The 17,127-nt window shown below is 70.9% G+C and carries 12 protein-coding genes and 1 pseudogene; 6 read left to right on the top strand and 7 right to left on the bottom strand.

Annotated features, from left to right (window positions below; translation table 11 throughout):
* Positions 1–353: pseudogene (locus AB0D85_RS35965) on the bottom strand (electron transfer flavoprotein subunit beta); the annotation flags it as partial.
* Positions 354–1,008: 655 nt separating this feature from the next.
* Between AB0D85_RS35965 and AB0D85_RS35960 the strand changes: the two are divergent.
* From AB0D85_RS35960 to AB0D85_RS35945, 4 genes are read left to right on the top strand one after another with little or no spacing between them, the layout of a single operon-like run.
* Complete coding sequence (locus AB0D85_RS35960; RefSeq protein ID WP_362329587.1) at positions 1,009–3,786, top strand: nitrate- and nitrite sensing domain-containing protein; 2,778 nt, start codon at positions 1,009–1,011, stop codon at positions 3,784–3,786.
* Positions 3,783–4,220: a roadblock/LC7 domain-containing protein gene (locus AB0D85_RS35955; protein WP_362329584.1), complete on the top strand. Its 438-nt coding sequence runs from the start codon at positions 3,783–3,785 to the stop codon at positions 4,218–4,220. The genes AB0D85_RS35960 and AB0D85_RS35955 overlap by 4 nt, the downstream gene beginning before the upstream one ends.
* Positions 4,217–4,591 carry a DUF742 domain-containing protein gene (locus AB0D85_RS35950; protein ID WP_362329581.1) on the top strand — a complete coding sequence of 125 codons (375 nt, stop codon included), beginning with the start codon at positions 4,217–4,219 and terminating at the stop codon, positions 4,589–4,591. Before AB0D85_RS35955 ends, AB0D85_RS35950 begins: the two co-directional genes overlap by 4 nt.
* Complete coding sequence (locus tag AB0D85_RS35945; protein WP_362329578.1) at positions 4,572–5,183, top strand: ATP/GTP-binding protein; 612 nt, start codon at positions 4,572–4,574, stop codon at positions 5,181–5,183. Before AB0D85_RS35950 ends, AB0D85_RS35945 begins: the two co-directional genes overlap by 20 nt.
* A 44-nt stretch (positions 5,184–5,227) precedes the next feature.
* On the opposite strand, the gene AB0D85_RS35940 is transcribed toward AB0D85_RS35945, so the two are convergent.
* Positions 5,228–6,370, bottom strand: coding sequence for a serine hydrolase domain-containing protein (locus tag AB0D85_RS35940; RefSeq protein WP_362329575.1), 1,143 nt, complete (start codon positions 6,368–6,370; stop codon positions 5,228–5,230).
* A 101-nt stretch (positions 6,371–6,471) separates the two neighbouring features.
* Between AB0D85_RS35940 and AB0D85_RS35935 the strand changes: the two genes are divergently transcribed.
* Both AB0D85_RS35935 and AB0D85_RS35930 read left to right on the top strand, forming a co-directional pair.
* Positions 6,472–7,338: a mycofactocin-coupled SDR family oxidoreductase gene (locus AB0D85_RS35935; protein WP_362329572.1), complete on the top strand. Its 867-nt coding sequence runs from the start codon at positions 6,472–6,474 to the stop codon at positions 7,336–7,338.
* A gap of 126 nt (positions 7,339–7,464) precedes the next feature.
* Positions 7,465–9,702, top strand: a complete 2,238-nt coding sequence (locus AB0D85_RS35930; protein ID WP_362329569.1) for an MMPL family transporter — start codon at positions 7,465–7,467, stop codon at positions 9,700–9,702.
* 98 nt (positions 9,703–9,800) lie between these two features.
* On the opposite strand, the gene AB0D85_RS35925 is transcribed toward AB0D85_RS35930, so the two are convergent.
* The 5 genes from AB0D85_RS35925 to AB0D85_RS35905 all read right to left on the bottom strand — a co-directional run bounded on the left by AB0D85_RS35925 (position 9,801) and on the right by AB0D85_RS35905 (position 16,997).
* On the bottom strand, positions 9,801–11,606 hold the full coding sequence (locus AB0D85_RS35925; protein ID WP_362329566.1) for an RICIN domain-containing protein: 1,806 nt from the start codon (positions 11,604–11,606) through the stop codon (positions 9,801–9,803).
* A 72-nt stretch (positions 11,607–11,678) separates the two neighbouring features.
* Positions 11,679–13,823 carry a beta-galactosidase gene (locus AB0D85_RS35920; protein ID WP_362329562.1) on the bottom strand — a complete coding sequence of 715 codons (2,145 nt, stop codon included), beginning with the start codon at positions 13,821–13,823 and terminating at the stop codon, positions 11,679–11,681.
* Between the two features lie 30 nt (positions 13,824–13,853).
* A complete protein-coding gene (locus tag AB0D85_RS35915; protein WP_362329559.1) occupies positions 13,854–14,708 on the bottom strand; it encodes a carbohydrate ABC transporter permease in 855 nt (284 codons plus the stop codon).
* Complete coding sequence (locus AB0D85_RS35910) at positions 14,705–15,604, bottom strand: sugar ABC transporter permease (protein ID WP_362329556.1); 900 nt, start codon at positions 15,602–15,604, stop codon at positions 14,705–14,707. The genes AB0D85_RS35915 and AB0D85_RS35910 overlap by 4 nt, the downstream gene beginning before the upstream one ends.
* A gap of 1 nt (position 15,605) precedes the next feature.
* Complete coding sequence (locus tag AB0D85_RS35905) at positions 15,606–16,997, bottom strand: extracellular solute-binding protein (protein WP_362329553.1); 1,392 nt, start codon at positions 16,995–16,997, stop codon at positions 15,606–15,608.
* Between the last annotated feature and the right edge of the window lie 130 nt (positions 16,998–17,127).

Below are 17,127 nucleotides of genomic sequence, written 5' to 3'. Positions count from 1 at the left end.
CCGGAGACCACCAGGTCGAAACCGGCCTTCTCGATCGCCTTCGCCAGAACCAGCGAGGTACCGATCGCGTCCGTGCCGTGCAGGTCGTCGTCCTCCACGTGGATCGCCTTGTCCGCACCCATCGACAGCGCCTTGCGCAGCGCGTCCTTCGCGTCCTCCGGACCCACCGTCAGCACGGTGACCTCGACGTCGTCGTCCGAGTTCTCGGAAATCTGCAGCGCCTGCTCGACCGCGTACTCGTCCAGCTCGGAGAGCAGACCGTCCACGTCGTCACGGTCGACGGTCAGGTCATCGGCGAAGTGCCGGTCGCCAGTGGCGTCGGGCACGTACTTCACGCAGACGACGATGTTCATGCCTCACGTCCTCCTCAGGATCCGGGCCCGCATGCTATTGAATCGTGTACCGATCGGTCAATAAAACCGTCCGGGATTCGACTGATCTTTTCGACCGACCACCCCAATCGGCCCCCCTGGGTCGCCGGGAAGCAAGGGCTTTCACGCCTCCCACACGATGTGATCTGTGTCACGTCGCCGGAAGGGGGGTGGGTGATGTGTTCCATGGGGTCCGGTGTCGGTTCCGGGTGGCCGTCGTGCGGTGGTCTGTCGTCTCACCATGCGTAATCAGCCAAAACGTGACGGTGAGCGGAGTTGTGGGGTGAGGGTCCGTCAGAATGTCTACGCGCATAGTGTACTGAGCGCCCTAAAGTGCCGTAACTCAGTGTCTGCGCACTCGCTTGACCCTGCTCGGCGGGCTCGGTTTCATGCTTACCTCAACTGCGCGACGGGGTGGCCGCCTTCCCGTACCCGCATCTGTGCTCCGTTCAACTCCCGGCTGTCGCCGCCGTGTTCCGTCATGCCCGCTTGTCCAGTGATGCCGACGCACTGCGCGCCTCCCCCTCCGGAAAGGAAAGCTCCCGGTGCCCCAGCTCCATGCCACAGATCGCTTTCGCCCCCGCTCCACCCCACGTCGGCGGGTGAAGTGAGCAGGCACAGGGGAAAGGCCGTACGCATGAGGCCGAACGCAGGCCGGGGCCGTAGCATCCGTGTCACGTTGATCTCGCTCGCGGTGGTGCCGGCGGTGGGGATGATCCTGCTCTGGCTGAGCGGCTCGGCCGTGCTGTTCGACCAGTGGCGCCAGGCCGGCCATGTCGGGGACGCGGCGAAGACGACGTACGCACTGGTGCCGGGCGTCGGTGAGTTCCAGAAGGAACGGCAGCTGACGGTCATCCTGCTGTCGTCGCACGGCAGCCGCTCCGCCCTGGTTGCCCAGCGCGCCCGCACCGACCGCGTCCTCGCCGACTTCCACAAGGCGGACGCCGCCTCCGCCAGTGACGGATCGGCCGAGTACCAGGCCCAGTTGGAGACCGTCCGGAAGCGGCTGGACGCCCTCACGGAGGAACGGACCACCGTCGACGGCGGGAAGGCCGATCGGCGGCACGCCTACGACGTGTACTCCGCGACCATCCAGTCGGTGCTGAACCTCTTCGGGACGCTGAGCACGGACAACGGCAGTGGAGCCACGGCGGCGGAAGCCGCGCACGCCCTGTCGTTCCTGCGGGCCACCGAGGCGCTCGCGGAGGAGCGGGCCATCCTCGACGGGGCCGCGGCCGGCGGGCGGCTGAGCGTGCAGGAGCGGTCGACGCTGGCTGCCGCGGCCGCCGTTCGCAGCTCCACCCTCACCAACGAGGTCGCCCCCTACCTGCCGACGGAGATGCGGGACGGACTGGACAAGACCATGGGCGGCCGCGACTGGGCCGAACTCGACGCCTTCGAGGCGGCACTTCCCACGGCGGCCGGGGGCGGCGGCGACAGCATCCAGGTGCCCCGCCTCACCGCCGCCCGTGCCGCCGCGCCGAGCCGTGTCTTCGCCGATGTGCAGGGCGTGGAGAACGAGTATCTGGGCCAGGTCACCCAGAACAACGTGGACCGGAACCACGAACTGCTGGTCAGGGTGGTGGCCGGCAGCACCCTCGCCCTGCTGGCGGTGTTCGCGGTCGCCGTGCTGTCCTGGCGCATCACACGGTCGCTCATCGGCCGGATGACCGGCCTGCGCGAGGCGACCCTCGACCTGGCCCAGGAACGGCTGCCCGAGCTGATCGGCCGACTGCGCACCGACGGCAAGCAGCCCGGTCCCGACGATATGCCCGAACTCGACTACGGGACCGACGAGTTGGGCAGGGTCGCGGAGGCCTTCAACAGCGCCCAGCGGATCGCGGTGAGTGTCGCGCTGGAGCAGGCCGAGCTGCGCGAGGGGGCACGGATGGTGTTCCTCAACATGTCCCGGCGCATCCAGATCCTGGTGCACCGGCAGCTCACGGTCATCGACGGCATGGAACGCAAGGAACAGGACCCCCAGCTCCTGGCCGACCTCTACCGCGTCGACCACCTGGCCACCCGGATGCGGCGCAACGCGGAGAGCCTGACCGTGCTGTCGGGTTCGGCGCCCCGGCGTCGCTGGAAGCAGGCCGTGGCCCTCGCGGACCTGCTGCGCAGCGCGGTGTCCGAGATCGAGGGCTATACCCGGGTGGTGGTCGAGCCGATGCCGGCGATCGCGGTGGCCGGTCCGGCGGTCGGCGACACCATCCACCTCATGGCGGAGCTGATCGAGAACGGGGTGACCTTCTCGCCCCCGCACACGGAGGTACGCGTCCGCGCCCTGCCGGTGGCGCAGGGATACGCCGTGGAGGTGGAGGACCGCGGCCTCGGGCTGTCCCAGGAGGAGTACGAGGCCGCCAACGTCCTGTTGCACCATCCCCGGGACTTCAGCATCACCTCGCTGGGCGAGGACCCGCGGCTCGGGCTGTTCACCGTCGGCCATCTCGCCCAGCGGCACGGCATCAAGGCCAGCCTGCAGGCGTCGTCGTACGGCGGCTCGCTGGCCGTCGTCATCCTTCCGCACGACCTGACCGAGCCGGTCGCCGACCTCCCGCCGATGACGCTGGACCCGCGGGCGGAACGCCATCTGGCCTCGGTCGACACCATGGCACCGGACGAGGCGACGGTCGCCGGCATGCCGAGGCGCACCCGCACGATGGCGCCGACCCCGCCCGGCACCGATCCGACGTGGCCTCCGGCGACCCCGTCCGACACCGCACCGCCCCGGTCCCCGGGGGTCGCGCATGGCGCCGCATCGGCTCGGCCCCCGGCGGCCGCGCGTCGCACCGCACCGGGAGCGGCCGTGCGCGGCACCGACCCCGGAGCGGCCCCCGGCCCCGGCAGCGCTGCCGTGCCGGGTCCCCGCAGCGCCGGCCTGAGCGATTCCCGCAGCGCCGCCCCGGGCAATTTCCGCAGCGCCGGCCCGGGTGATCCCCGCACCGCCGATCCGAGCGGTTCCCGCCCCGTCGGCCCGAGCGGTTCCCGCACGGGTGGCTGGAGTGATTCCCGCACCGCCGATGCGAGCGGTTCCCGCCCCGTCGGCCCGAGCGGTCCGCGCACGGGCGGCTGGAGTGATGCCGATTCCGGCACCGTCGGCCCGGCCGGTCCCCGCACGGCCGATCCGAACGGCCCCCGCACCGTCGGCCCGAACCGGCTGCCGCGTCGGGTCCGGCTGGCCAATCTCGCCCCGCAGCTTCGGGAACGGCACGAGGAACAGGCGGACCACGGGCCGGGGCGGGAGGCCGAGGAGCGCCGCCCGGAACAGGCCCGCTCGATGCTCGCCGCACTCCGGGACGGCACCCGGCGAGCCCGCGCCCAGGACGAAGTGCCCGCACCGGACTGGCCCCTGCCCCCGTCCCACCAGAGTCCGCCGCCCACCCGCACCGGCCCGAGAGGGAACACCACCCCATGACACGAACGAACACCGCGCGCGAAGGTCTGTCCTGGCTTCTCGACAATCTGATCGACCGCATCCCGGAGACCCGGCACGCGATCGTGCTGTCGGAGGACGGCCTGCTGGTCGGTTCCTCGGCCGGACTGGCCAGGGCCGACGCCGAGCAGCTCGCGGCCATCGCCTCGGGGGTGCATTCCCTGGCCCAGGGCACCAGCCGTCACTTCGGCGGCGGGCGGGTCCAGCAGACGGTCATCGAGATGGACGACCTGTTCCTCTTCGTCACCACGGCCGGCGGCGGCGCCCGGCTCGCGGTGCTCGCCACCTCGGCGGTGGACGTGGGCAACGTCGGCTACGAGATGACGATGCTGGTGCGGCAGGTGGGCCAGTTCCTCAGCGCCGCCCCGCGCTTTCCCGAATACACCGGCGGTCCGCATACGGGTGAGCATGAATGAGACATTGGTCCGAGGAAGACCCATGGGCGGAGGACGACCCCGGTCGCCTGATCCGGCCGTACACCGTGACCGGGGGCCGTACCCGCACGGCCTGCGCCGACATCGATCTGATCGCGCTGATCAGCACCGTCCGGCCACCGACCCGCGCCCAGCGGCTCCAGCCCGAACAGCACCGGCTGCTCGCGCTGTGCCGCAGGCCCACGGCCCTGGTGGAGGTCGCGGCCTGCCTCGACCTGCCCGTCTCGGTCGTACGCATCCTGCTGGGTGACCTTCTGGACACCGAACTCGTCTCCGTTTCCGCACCCTCGGCGGCCGGCACCCCCGACGCCCGCTTCCTTCAGGCAGTGATCGATGGCATTCGAAGACTCTGACCTCACCGCGGTCTCGCCCGACGCGGCGACGGCCAAGATCCTCATCGCCGGCGGCTTCGGCGTCGGCAAGACCACCCTTGTCGGCACCATCAGCGAGACCGAGCCGCTGCGCACCGAAGAACTCATCACCGAGGCCAGCGTCGGCGTCGACGACCTGGCCGGCGTGGAGCGCAAGACCACCACGACCGTCGCCATGGACTTCGGCCGGATCACCCTGAGCACGGCCCTCGTCGTCTACCTCTTCGGCGCACCCGGACAGGACCGCTTCTGGTTCATGTGGGACGACCTGTCCCGCGGCGCGCTCGGAGCCGTCGTACTGGCCGACACCCGGCGGCTGGACAGCTGCTTCCCCTCCGTCGACTTCTTCGAGCACCGCGGCATCCCCTTCGCCGTGGGCGTCAACTGCTTCGACGGCCAGTGCGACGAGGACCCCGAGGACATCCGCGCGGCGCTGGACCTGCCGCCCGAGGTGCCGCTCGTGCTCTGCGACGCCCGGGACCGGGAGTCGGTGAAACGGGTGCTGCTCGCCCTGCTCGAACACGTGATGCGCGGGCTGGCGGCCGAGGCCTCGGCGGACCGGCAGCCGGTGTAGCCCGCCGTACGCCGGGCCGACCGGTGCCGGCCGCCGCCCGGGCGTCAGCTCCGGTCGGCGGCCACGGCGTGCACGGCGTCGCCGATCGCTCCGAACGGGGCGACGGGCTGCGGGCCGAAGAACATCCGGTTGTGCAGGACGGCCACGGCGAGCCCGAGTCCGGGTTCCGCCCAGGCGACCGTGCCCCCGGCTCCTGTGTGCGACAGCACTCCCTCGCTCAGGGCCCCGCCGGGGCTCGTGTCGCTCACGCCGGGGGCGAAGTGCCACAGCCCGCCGTGCCCGACCGGCATGACGAAGCCGTACGTGCGGTCGACCTCGGCCGGCCGGGGCGTACGGCACCGGCGCAGGGTGTCGGCCGTGAAGAAGGGGGTGCCGCCGTCGCGTCCGGACGACGCGTAGGCCGCGAACAGGCGGGCCGTCGCCCGCGCGGTGGCGATGCCGCCGGCCGACGGCAGGCCCGCCCGCTGCACCTGGGGCAGATTGAACATCGAGGGGGCGAACGGCAGATGCCCCGGTGACGCCGCCTGCAGCAGCCGGTCGTCCGAGGAGGGCGCGCTGTCACCGACGAGCGTGGCGACCCGGGGCCGCTGGTCGTCGGGCAGACCGAGGAAGAAGTCGGCCATGCCGAGCGGGAGCAGCACCTCCTCACGGACGATGTCGAGGAAGGACCGACGCCCCGGATCGACGCGCCGCACGGCCTCCCCGAGCACCCAGCCGAAGGCGAAGGGACTGTACGCGTTCTCGGTGCCGGGTTCGGCCACCGGCGTCTGGTCGGCGACCCTGGCGGTCATCGTGTCCCAGTCGCACAGTTCCTCGAGGCTCGTGTCCGCCCCGATCGTGGGCGCCCCCGACCGATGGCTGAGGACATGGTCGAAGGTGATGCCGCCCTTGCCGTGCGCCGCGTACCCGGGCCAGACCTCCGCGACCGGACGGTCGAGGTCCAGCAGCCCGCGCTGGGCGTAGAGGTGCACCGCGGACGCCGCGACGGCCTTGGTCACCGAGAAGACGGGGAACAGGGTGTCGCCGTCGACCTTCCGGCCGTCCCCGGTCTCACCGGCCCAGGCGTCGACGATCAGCTCACCGTGCAGGAAGGCGGCGATCTGCACGCCCGTCTCACCGGCGTCCAGGGCCTGTTCCAGTGCCTTGGCGATCCTGGGATCGGAGTTCGTCGCCATTCGTTCGCTCACAGCCGCCCCCTGCGATCGTCATCACCAGGCGTATGAGTGTATATAGTTCACTGAATTGACGCTATGGTCTGTGAGAGTCGCGAAAGCAAGGGAGGGCCGACATGACCGGACGGGTCGAGGGCAAGGTCGCGTTCATCACCGGCGCGGCACGCGGGCAGGGCCGCAGTCACGCGTTGCGGCTGGCGGAGGAGGGCGCCGACATCATCGCCGTCGACGTCTGCGCGGACATCGGCACCGCCCACTACCCGCTGGCCGGCGAGGCCGACCTCGCCGAGACCGTCCGTCTCGTCGAGAAGCTCGGCCGCAGGATCGTCGCCCGCCGTGCGGACGTCCGGGAACGCGCCGAGCTCAACGCCGCCGTGGCCGCCGGAGTCTCCGAACTGGGCCGCCTGGACGTCGTGGTGGCGAACGCCGGCATCGCCCCGGTGGGCCTGGACGTGCCCCCGGAAGGGTTCCTGGACGCGGTGAGCGTGAACCTGGTCGGCGTCATCAACACCGTCGAGGCCGCCTACCCCCACCTCGGCGCCGGGGCGTCCGTCATCTGCATCGGATCGTCCGCCGGTCTGATGACGGGCAGCGTCGACAGCCCCGCGACCGGCCCCGGCGGCTCCGGCTACTCCCACGCCAAGCGCGGCGTCGCCCGGTTCGTGCACGACCTGGCGATCCAGCTGGGCCCGGTGTTCATCCGGGTCAACGCCGTGCACCCGACCAACTGCGACACGGACATGCTCCAGAGCGGGCCCATGTACGGCATCTTCCGCCCCGACCTGGAGAACCCGACCCGCGAGGACGCCATCGAGGCCTTCCGGAGCACCCAGGCCATGCCGATCCCGTACGTCGACACCGCGGACATCAGCAACGCCGTGCTGTTCCTGGCCTCGGACGAGTCCCGCTATGTGACCGGCCTCCAGATGAAGGTCGACGCGGGCGCGATCCTGCGGAGGAGCACCTCGGGGGCACCGGCCTGAGGCCCGCCGGGGTGTAGCCCGCTACACCCCCGGTCGGGGAGCGGCCTCCCTCGTGAGGACCGGCGGCGGACGGAAGGGTGGAGGACGTCCTTCCCGTTCCGATCCGCTGCGGAGGCTTCTCTCGTCATGGCAACCGTCCTCTATCACCTCGGCCGCGTGGCCTTCCGGTGGCGCTGGTTCGTCGCCCTGCTGTGGGTGGCCGTCCTGGGAGCCGTGGGCTTCGCGGCGACCAAGGCGCCGACGGCCTCGGACGAGGGATTCACGATGCCCGGCATCGAGTCCCAGAAGGCGTTCGACCTGCTGGAACAGCGCTTCCCCGGCTCCGCCGCCGACGGGGCGAGCGCGCGGATCGTGTTCGTCGCCCCGCACGGGGAGAAGGTGACGGCGACCGGGAACAAGGCGGCGATCGAGAAGCTGGTCCACGGGGCCGCCGACGGCTCACAGGTCGCCGCCGCCGTGGACCCGTTCCGGGCGAAGGCCGTCAGCAAGGACGCCACCACCGCGTACGCGACCGTCACCTTCAAGGTCAAGGCGGACCAGCTCACCGACGCGAGCAAGCAGACCCTGGAGCGGTCCATCGACAAGGTCCGGGCCGCGGGGCTGACCGTCGAGGTGGGCGGTGACGCCCTCGCGACGCAGCCCGGGGCGGGCGGTTCGTCGGAGGCGATCGGCATCGCGATAGCGGCCGTCGTCCTGCTGATCACCTTCGGTTCGCTGGCCGCGGCCGGGCTTCCGCTGCTGACGGCGATCCTGGGCGTCGGCATCAGCATGACCGCGATCAAGGTGCTCGCCGAGACGTTCAACCTCTCGGACACCACCGGCACGCTGGCCACGATGCTGGGCCTGGCCTGCGGTATCGACTACGCCCTCTTCGTCGTCTCGCGCTACCGCGAGGAGCGCGCCAAGGGGCACGAGCCCCGGCAGGCCGCCGGTCTCGCGGCCGGCACGGCAGGGTCGGCCGTGGTCTTCGCCGGCCTCACGGTCGTCATCGCCCTCGCGGGCCTGTCCGTGGTCGGCATCCCCGTGCTCACCAAGATGGGCCTCGCCGCGGCCGGTGCCGTTCTCCTCGCCGTACTCATCTCGCTGACCCTGGTTCCCGCCATGCTCGGGTTCTGGCCCGACGCCGTGCTCGCGCGGGGTGTCCGCAAGCGCAGGAAGCGCAGCCTGCGCCAGAAGCCGCACAACGCGGGCTCGCGATGGGCGAGCATCGTCGTACGGCATCCCGTGCCCGTGCTGCTGCTGGGCGTGGTCGGCCTGGGCGCGATGGCCGCTCCGGCGCTCGGCCTCCAGCTCGGTATGCCGGGGGACGAGTCCAAGTCGACCGCCACCACCGAACGCCGTGCCTACGACGATCTGGCCAAGGGCTTCGGGCCCGGCTTCAACGGCCCGCTGACCATCGTCGTCGACGCCAAGAAGGCCAAGGACGCCAAGAGCGCGAAGGCCGCGGTGACGACCATCACGAAGGAGATCGCCCGCACCGACGGCGTGGTGTCCGTCTCGACGGCCCGCTTCAACCAGGCCGGGGACACCGCGGTGTTCTCCGCGACACCGTCCACCAGCCCCACCGACGAGAAGACCAAGGAGCTCGTCAAGACCATTCGCGGCGAACGGCCGGGCATCGAGTCGAAGGCCGGCGCGAGCTTCGAGGTCACCGGTACGACCGCGCTCAACATCGACGTCGCCGAGAAGGTCCAGGCGGCCCTCGTCCCCTACCTCGTCGTGGTGGTCGGCCTCGCGATCGTGCTGCTCCTGGTGGTGTTCCGGTCGCTCCTCGTCCCGCTGAAGGCCGCGCTCGGCTTCCTGCTCTCGGTGCTCGCGGCGCTCGGCGCCGTGGTGGCCGTCTTCCAGCAGGGCCACGGCGCACATCTGCTGGGCGTGGAGACCACCGGCCCGATCATGAGCATGATGCCGATCTTCCTGGTGGGCATCGTCTTCGGCCTGGCGATGGACTACGAGGTCTTCCTCGTCTCCCGGATCCGGGAGGCCTATGTGCACGGCGACCGGCCCGGCCAGGCGGTGGTGACCGGATTCCGGCACAGCGCCCGGGTGGTCGTGGCCGCCGCGCTGATCATGATGGCGGTGTTCTCCGGCTTCATCGGCGCGGACGAGTCGATGATCAAGATGATCGGCTTCGGGCTCGCCGTCGCCGTGCTCTTCGACGCGTTCGTCGTCCGGATGGCGATCGTGCCGGCCGTCCTGTCCCTGCTGGGCGACAAGGCATGGGCCCTGCCCCGCTGGCTGCAGTGGCTGCTGCCGGACATCGACGTCGAGGGCGAGAAGCTCAGCCGGAAGGTGCCGGCCCCGAGCACTCTCGTCGCGGCCGGGACACCGGAACCGACGGTGCCGCCCGTCCCGGTCCGCTAGCCCGGCACACCAGAGCCCCCGGCGGCCGGGCGTTCCCCCCGACCGGCCGCCGGGACCTGCCCGACAGCAACCGGGAAACATGAGCGCGGTGAAGTCGGCTACTGGACCAGCTCCCAGTCCTGGGAGCCGTCCGCCGCAGCGGTCTGGAGGGTCAGGGGCGCTCCGTCGGACGCACCGGTCAGATACAGACTCGTGTTCCTGACCGCCTGCAACCGGTAGAAGCCGTCGGGGGTCTTGACCAGGTTCCAGCTGCCGGTGGTGCTGTTGTCGACCCACTGGCCGATCCGCTGACCGGCCGTCGCGTTCCCCGTCCAGATCGCCGCCGCGCGGCCGCCCGACTTGTTGAGCAGGGTCACCCCGCCGTTCGGCTCGGTCACCACATGCCAGTACTCGGTGTCGGTGTCGGCCACCGAACCGGGCTCCTCCAGCCGCACGTCGGGCACGTCGCCGTTGCCGATGTTCGCGTCGTTGCTCCTGCCGCCGGTGCCGATCACCTGGTCCGTCCTGCGGTTCACCAACTGGTAGTAGGCGCCGTCGGAGTGCCCGAGGTCCACCTCGGCGAAGGCGAGCGTCGAGGTGCCCTGGTTGTTGAGGATCGCGATCCGGCCGGTGCCGTCCACGTACTGGAGATCGCGGCTGTAACCGGCCTTCGACGTCGTCTGGTACTCCTTCCACACACCGTCGCTGCGCCCGCTCGCATTGACCCAGACGCTCCCGCTGCCCGCCGCGTCGTAGACCAGCCGCCCGCCGGGCAGCCGCACCAGGACCGGGCTGCCGCCGGTCGCCAGCGGCCGGGAACCGGCGTCGACCGGCAGGGAGGCGACGCTGTCCCCGGTGGGGGAGCCCGTGTAGAACGCCAGCGGATTGTCGGCGACCCGGTACCGGGTGTTCGCCCCGCCGCCCCAGTACTCGTACGTGATCATCCACTTGCCGTCCGTCGTGCGGACGACGTTCGCCATGCCCGGCCGGCCACCGCCGATCTCCGACTTGCCGCCGCCCATTCCCTGGGTCAGTCCGGCGATGTCGACGACGGGACTGCTCCACGAGGCGCTGCGCCCGTCCCAGGTCCGGTGGACGAGGATCTGGCCCTGCGAGTCCGTGGCGGTGTCGTTCGCCGGGTCGAGGGCGGGCACACCGGTGGCCGGGTCGAAGCCCGTGTAGTCGTTCTCGTCGGAGTAGTAGCAGACGAGCTGCCCCTTGTAGACCATCAGGTACGGCTCCCAGAGGGGATCCACCTGCCGGTACGTGTTCGCGGCGGCGACGTTCCGGCCGATCGCGCCCGCGCTGCCGCCCTGCCGTCCGCCCGTCGCGACGACGTCGACGACCTTCCAGGTGGCGCCGTCGTCGGCACTGGCGTACAGGGCGATCGCCAGATCCCCGCGGTCGCCGTCGTTGGACGGCGTCCAGTTCGGATCCGCGGCCTTGTGCTCCGTGTAGTAGGAGTCGTCGCCCGACACGACGCTCGCCAGCAGCAGGGTGCCCTGCTTCAGGTTCCCGACGTCCTGCGGAAGCGTGTAGAGGTACGGGTTCGTCCAGTTGCTCGTGTACTTCGCGTACCGGGGATCGCTGGAGAGGTACGCCGGGGCCCTGACCTCCGACAGCGGCTGCCACGTCGTTCCGTGGTCGTCGCTCTTGTAGACCGGGAGGGTCTGCCCGTCGGCTCTGCCCGACGCGGGCACGACCGTGGACTTCTCGAACGACGCGACCAGCCGCCCGCTCGGCAACTGCGCCGACTTCGGGTAGATCACACAGTTGCCCCGCCCCTTCAGACAGGGGTCACTGCCCAGTTGGTACAGGATCCCGCCGGTCGGGTCGTACGCCCGCGCACTGGCCGGCGGGATCATCAGCAGCGCGGACGCCGCGACGAAGGTCCCCAGTGCTCTTGCGGCTCTTCTTCCCTGCATGGCCTCTCCCTGTCGGTGGGTCGATCGCACGACGGAGCGATCAGACGACGGAGCGATCTGTCGATGGATCGCTCACTCGATCTCCGTGGTGACGAGGACGCGTACGTCCCACGGGCCGAGGTCCAGTGCCGCGCCCACGGCGAGGGACGTGCCGTCGAGGACGTCGGTGAGGGGCACCGGGACGGGGACGCTCGCGGACTCCCAGCTCCAGTTGTGGACGATGTGCACACGGCGCCCGTCGGGCGAGGTGCCGGTGGTCGCCGTGACCGGGGCCGGGAGGTCCCGCCAGCCGTGGACGGGGGCCGGGGCCAGCCACTCGGCCAGCGTCCGGGCCAGATCCCGGCCCGGGACCGTACCGACACAGGTGACCCGGCCCGCGCCGTGGCGACGGCTGGTGACCGCGGGCCACCGGCCGAAGTGCGGGTGGTCGTAGGCGACGAGAACCTCGGTGCCGGCGTCGGTGACGGTCAGCCCGTCGACCCAGCCGGTCGCCGTGGCGCCCTCGGGAAGGCGGAGCGGGCCGCCGGGCGCGGACCGTACCGGCAGGTCCCGCACCAGATTGCTGAACTCGTCGTACGAGACCCCGGCCGCGTCCGTGAGACGGCCCGGGGCCGGTTCGGTGCGGGCCCGGGCCTCCTGGTCGGCGTAGCCGGTGCGCGGGCCGAGGACCAGATGGCCGCCGGCGTGGGCGTAGGCCGCGAGCCAGTCCAGGGTCGGGTCGGCGGCGAGGTACAGCGCCGGCACGACCAGGACCGGGTGCCGGCGCACCGCCTCCTCCGGCGCCAACTCCCCCCGCTCCCCGGCCGGATCGTGGAGCCGGCGGGCGTGGACGATGCGCACCTGACGCCCGGCGTCGAAGGCGCCCCGGTAGAAGGGGTCGAAGATGCGGTGGTAGGCGGCCGGGTCGGGATCGCCGTCGGGCCTGGCCAGCGGCGGGTACTTCTGCATCAGCCACTTGCTCGGCGTCGAGTACACCATCGTGAGGTCCGCGTCCGGTGCGAGACCGGCGACCAGCGCGCCCGCGGTCTCGAACTCCCCTCCAAGACGGGCGAGTTCGGCGTAGGCGCGGCCGGGCCGGCCGGTGTGGGGCAGGATGCCGCCCCAGTAGGTCTCCGCGCCGAAGTGCAGGGTGTGCCAGTGCCAGTACTCGATCATGCGGGCCCCGCGGCCGACCAGCGCCCAGGCGGCCTGCCGCCACTGGCCGTCGTACGCGGGCCGGTTGTCCCAGGGGAAGCCGATCGAGCCCGCGTCGGTCTCCGTGACCAGGAACGGCGCCTGCCGGGAGGAGTACATCCAGTCGGCGGTCCGGTGCAGCGCCCACACGCCGGTGGTCTTCCACTGCTGCTCATGGCCGTCCGGGGTGGGGTCCGGCAGCAGGAGCCCGTCCTGCATGTCGTAGTACGGGTTGCCGGCGGCGATGTCGAGGCGGTCGGTGAGCTCGTCGTCCTCGACCGCCGGGCGGGTGTAGGAGATACAGGTGGTGACGAACTGGTCGGGGCGGGCGTACTCCCGGACGATGTCCGCCTGCCAGCCGATGAACTCGGTGACCTGACGGGCCTGGAACTCCCGCCAGGCGACGTCGTACTGGGGCTGTGCGTTGCCGTCCGGGGTCCACAGGTCGGCCCAGGTGGAGAGGCGGTGGGACCAGTACACCAGTCCCCACGCGCGGTTGAGGGTCTCGACGTCCCCGTACTTCTCCCGGAGATGGTCGACGAACCGCTCGAACACGCCCCGGTTGTGCAGGAGTTCGTTGCCGGGCTCGTTGTCGACCTGGAAGCCGATGACCGCCGGATGGCCGGCGTACCGGGCGACTACGCGGCGGACGACCCGCTCGGCGTGGAACCGGAACGCCGGGTGCGTGAAGTCCGCCTCCTGGCGGGCACCCCAGCCGATCCGCTCGCCGGTGCGCCGCTCGCCGGCGATCTCCGGGTACTGGCGGGCCAGCCACGGCGGGACGGCGTACGTCGGTGTGCCCAGGACGACGGAGATACCGCGCTCGTGGGCGCCGTCCAGCACCGGCTGCAGCCAGTCCAGGTCGAACCGCCCGTTCTCCGGCTCCCAGGTCGACCAGACCGACTCGCCGACCCGGATCACGGTGACATGCGCGTCGGCCATCAGGTCGAGGTCGGTCTTGAGGCGTTCGGCGGGACGCTCGTACGGCTGGTACTCGTGGTAGTACGCGGCACCGAACAGGACACGGGCAGGCAGAGCCGCCATGAAGGAGACCTCCAGGAGAGATAGGGGGAGTTACTGCTTGACGCCGCCGGCCGCCAGCCCGCTCTGCCAGTACCGCTGGAGCAGCAGGAAGGCCGCGACGAGGGGGACGATCGAGAGCAGTGAGCCGGTCACGACCAGGGCGAGCATGTCGCTGCTCGCCCCGGCCCCGCCGTTCTGGGCCTGGTCGGCCCAGCGGGCGAGGCCGACCGTGATCGGGTACAGGTTCGGGTCGTTGAGCATGATCAGCGGCAGGAAGTAGTTGTTCCAGGTCGCCACGAGGGTGAACAGCAGGACCGTCACCAGGCCGGGGCCCAGCAGCCTGAGGGCGATCCGGAAGAAGATCCGGGCCTCCCCTGCACCGTCGATGCGCGCGGCCTCCAGGATGCTGTCCGGGACGGCGTCGGCCGCGTAGATGCGCATCAGGTAGAGGCCGAACGGGTTGACCAGGGACGGCAGGATGACCGCCCACGGGGTGTTGACCAGCCCCGCCTTGGCGAAGAGCAGATAGGTCGGGATGGCCAGCGCGGTGGTCGGGACCATGACGGCGCCGAGGACCAGGTTGAAGGCCAGCCGGTCGGCGCGGAAACGGAACTTGGCGAAGCCGTACCCGCCCGCGGCCGCGAGCAGCGCGGCACCGACCGCGCTGACGACGGCGTACAGGACCGTGTTGAGCAGCCAGTGCACGAAGACGCCGTCGTCCTGGGCGAAGGTCGCCCTGACGTTCGCCAGGAACTGCGGGGCGTGCGAGAACCACAGGCCGAAGGTGTTGAACAGGTCCTGGGTGCTCTTGGTTGAGGCGATGAGCAGCCAGCACAGGGGGAGCAGGAAGTAGGCGAGGGCCGCCAGCATGGCGATCGTCAGCGGGGTGCTGCGGCGGTTCGTCATGCGGTCCTCCCGCTGCTGCCGCCGCGGCCGCCGCGGTTCGCGGTGAGCAGGACGGCGTAGGAGGCGATCACGATGACGAGACCGAGCAGGAAGGACACCGTCGCCGCGTAGTTGACCTGCTGGCCGGTGAACGCGAGGGAGTAGGCGTACAGGTTGGCGGTGTAGGAGCTGCTGATGACGTCCGGGGCGATCTTCATCAGCAGGTTGGGTTCGTTGAACAGCTGGAAGCTGCCGATCACGGAGAAGAGCAGGGTGAGCAGCAGCGCCGGCCGCAGCGCGGGCAGCTTCACCGACCAGGCGACGCGCCAGGCGCCGGCCCCGTCCACCGCCGCGGCCTCGTACAGCTCCTGCGGGATCGTGCGCAGGGCGGCGTACAGGATGATCATGTTGTAGCCGACGAACTCCCAGGTCACGATGTTCGCCAGGCTGCCCAGCATCCAGCCGTCGCCGAGGAAGTGCGGGGCGGGCAGGCCGAGCTTCCGGCTGAGCTGGGCGAACGGGCCGAAGTCCGGCCCGTACAGATAGCCCCACATCAGCGCGGCGACCACGCTGGGCACGGCGTACGGCACGAAGATGCCCAGCCGGATCACCCGCGCCAGCCGCAGCAGACCGCTGTCGAGCGCGAGGGCGAACAGCAGCGCCAGGAGCAGCATCACCGGCACCTGGATCACGAAGAACAGTGCCACCCGGCCCACGCCGTGCAGGAGTTGGGGATCGCCCAGGGCCTGCGTGTAGTTGTCCAGGCCGACGAAGACCGTGCCGCCGATCAGGCGGCTCCGGAACAGGCTGAGGTAGGCGGCGTAGCCGAGCGGGGCGAGGAAGAGCAGCAGGAACAGCGTCAGGAACGGGGCGACGAACAGCGGTCCTGCCGCCCGGTGGCGGCGGGTGCCGGTCATCTCAACTCCCCTTGACCGTGAAGCCCTGGCTCTTGGCGTACGTCGTCAGCCGCGACTGCCAACTGCCGAGCGCGCGCACGGTGTCGGTGTGGTCCGCGAGGGACTTGCCGACCGTCTCGGTCCAGTCGGTCGCCGCCTGGTCGAGGAACGGGGGCCACTGGAAGGAGGAGTTGACCGTCGAGCTGATGTCGGCGAAGACCTGGTTGACCTTCTGGCCGCCGTAGAAGGAAGGGGCGTCCCCGGTGAACGTGGCGTCCGTGAGCAGGGCTTTGGTGGCGGGGAAGAAGAACTGCTCGGTGGCGAACATCCTCGCGCTGTCCGGGTCGCTGTTGAGGAACTGCGCGAACACCGCCGCGGCGATGGGGTTCTTGGTGGAGCGGACGACCGCGGTGGTGGAGCCGCCCCAGTTGCCCGAGCTGGGCTTGGCGGCGTCCCACTGCGGCAGCGGGGCCGCCCGCCACTTGCCGGCCGTGGCCTTGGCGGATCCGGACAGGAAGACCGGGCCCCAGGCGGCGGTGATCCAGGTGGCGTACTTGCCCTTGTTGAGCGCGGCGTACCAGGAGTCGGTGAAGTCGGGCTCGACGCCGATGACCCCTTCCTTCGCGAGCCCGCCCCAGTAGGCGCCGAGCTTCCGCGAGACGGCGTCGTCGACGCTGATGGTGATGTCGCTCCTGCCGGCGGTGACATAGGGCTTGGCGCCCGCCTGCCAGAGCAGACCGTGCCAGGCGGCGACCTGGTTGGCGGCGAGGTTCGTGAGGTAGACGTCGGGGTCGGCCTTGTGGAGCTTGCGCGCGGCGGCCGCGAACTCGTCCCAGGTGCCCGGGACGTCGATGCCGTGCTTGTCGAAGATGTCGTGCCGGTACAGCATGCCCATCGGGCCGGTGTCCTGCGGGATCGCCCAGATCTCACCGTTGCTGCCGCTGACCTGGCCCCAGGTCCAGTCGACGAACGTGGACTTGAGCGCCGAGGCGCCGTACGGCCGCAGATCCAGCAGGCTGTTCGTGATGGTGAAGGTCGGGATGGCCTGGTACTCGATCTGCACCATGTCCGGCGCCCCGCTGCCGGCCTTCAGCGCTGTACGCAGCTTGGTGTACTGGGGCGTGCCCTGACCGGCGTTGACGATCCTGACCTTGATGGCCGGGTACTTCTTCTCGAAGAGCGCGACCTCCTTGGCGATGTCCGGGACCCAGGTCCAGAACGTCAGCTCGGTCGGGGTCTTCATGGCCTTGTCGATGTCGGCCTGGCCGACGGGCTTGGCCGAGGCCGAGGTGCCGCCGGAGTCACCGCCGCCGCAGGCGGTGAGGGCGGCGCCGAGCGACAGGGCGCCGGTGGTGGCGAGGAAGAGCCGGCGGCTCAGGGGGGAGGGGCTGGACGCGGAGCTGGATCTGGGCATGGTGAACTCCCGCCGATGGCGAAGGTGGCGGCACGCCTGGCGAGGGCGTGCGGTGCTGAAGAGGGGGAGGAGACGCGGTCGGGCGCACAGGCCTGACGCGGGGCCCACTGGGATCAGGGGCGGCTCTGGG

Origin of the sequence: Streptomyces sp. NPDC048277 (genome assembly GCF_040652235.1) — a bacterium.
In the GTDB taxonomy this organism is placed as follows: Bacteria; Actinomycetota; Actinomycetes; order Streptomycetales; family Streptomycetaceae; genus Streptomyces.
The sequence above is the reverse complement of the archived record's forward strand: the minus strand, read 5'-3'. Positions and strand labels throughout refer to the sequence as shown.

Coding starts and splice junctions, on each gene's coding strand:
- AB0D85_RS35960 (WP_362329587.1), top strand. CDS start 1,009: ATGAGGCCGAACGCAGGCCGGGGCCGTAGCATCCGTGTCACGTTGATC.
- AB0D85_RS35955 (WP_362329584.1), top strand. CDS start 3,783: ATGACACGAACGAACACCGCGCGCGAAGGTCTGTCCTGGCTTCTCGAC.
- AB0D85_RS35950 (WP_362329581.1), top strand. CDS start 4,217: ATGAGACATTGGTCCGAGGAAGACCCATGGGCGGAGGACGACCCCGGT.
- AB0D85_RS35945 (WP_362329578.1), top strand. CDS start 4,572: ATGGCATTCGAAGACTCTGACCTCACCGCGGTCTCGCCCGACGCGGCG.
- AB0D85_RS35935 (WP_362329572.1), top strand. CDS start 6,472: ATGACCGGACGGGTCGAGGGCAAGGTCGCGTTCATCACCGGCGCGGCA.
- AB0D85_RS35930 (WP_362329569.1), top strand. CDS start 7,465: ATGGCAACCGTCCTCTATCACCTCGGCCGCGTGGCCTTCCGGTGGCGC.
- AB0D85_RS35925 (WP_362329566.1), bottom strand. CDS start 11,606: ATGCAGGGAAGAAGAGCCGCAAGAGCACTGGGGACCTTCGTCGCGGCG.
- AB0D85_RS35920 (WP_362329562.1), bottom strand. CDS start 13,823: ATGGCGGCTCTGCCTGCCCGTGTCCTGTTCGGTGCCGCGTACTACCAC.
- AB0D85_RS35915 (WP_362329559.1), bottom strand. CDS start 14,708: ATGACGAACCGCCGCAGCACCCCGCTGACGATCGCCATGCTGGCGGCC.
- AB0D85_RS35910 (WP_362329556.1), bottom strand. CDS start 15,604: ATGACCGGCACCCGCCGCCACCGGGCGGCAGGACCGCTGTTCGTCGCC.
- AB0D85_RS35905 (WP_362329553.1), bottom strand. CDS start 16,997: ATGCCCAGATCCAGCTCCGCGTCCAGCCCCTCCCCCCTGAGCCGCCGG.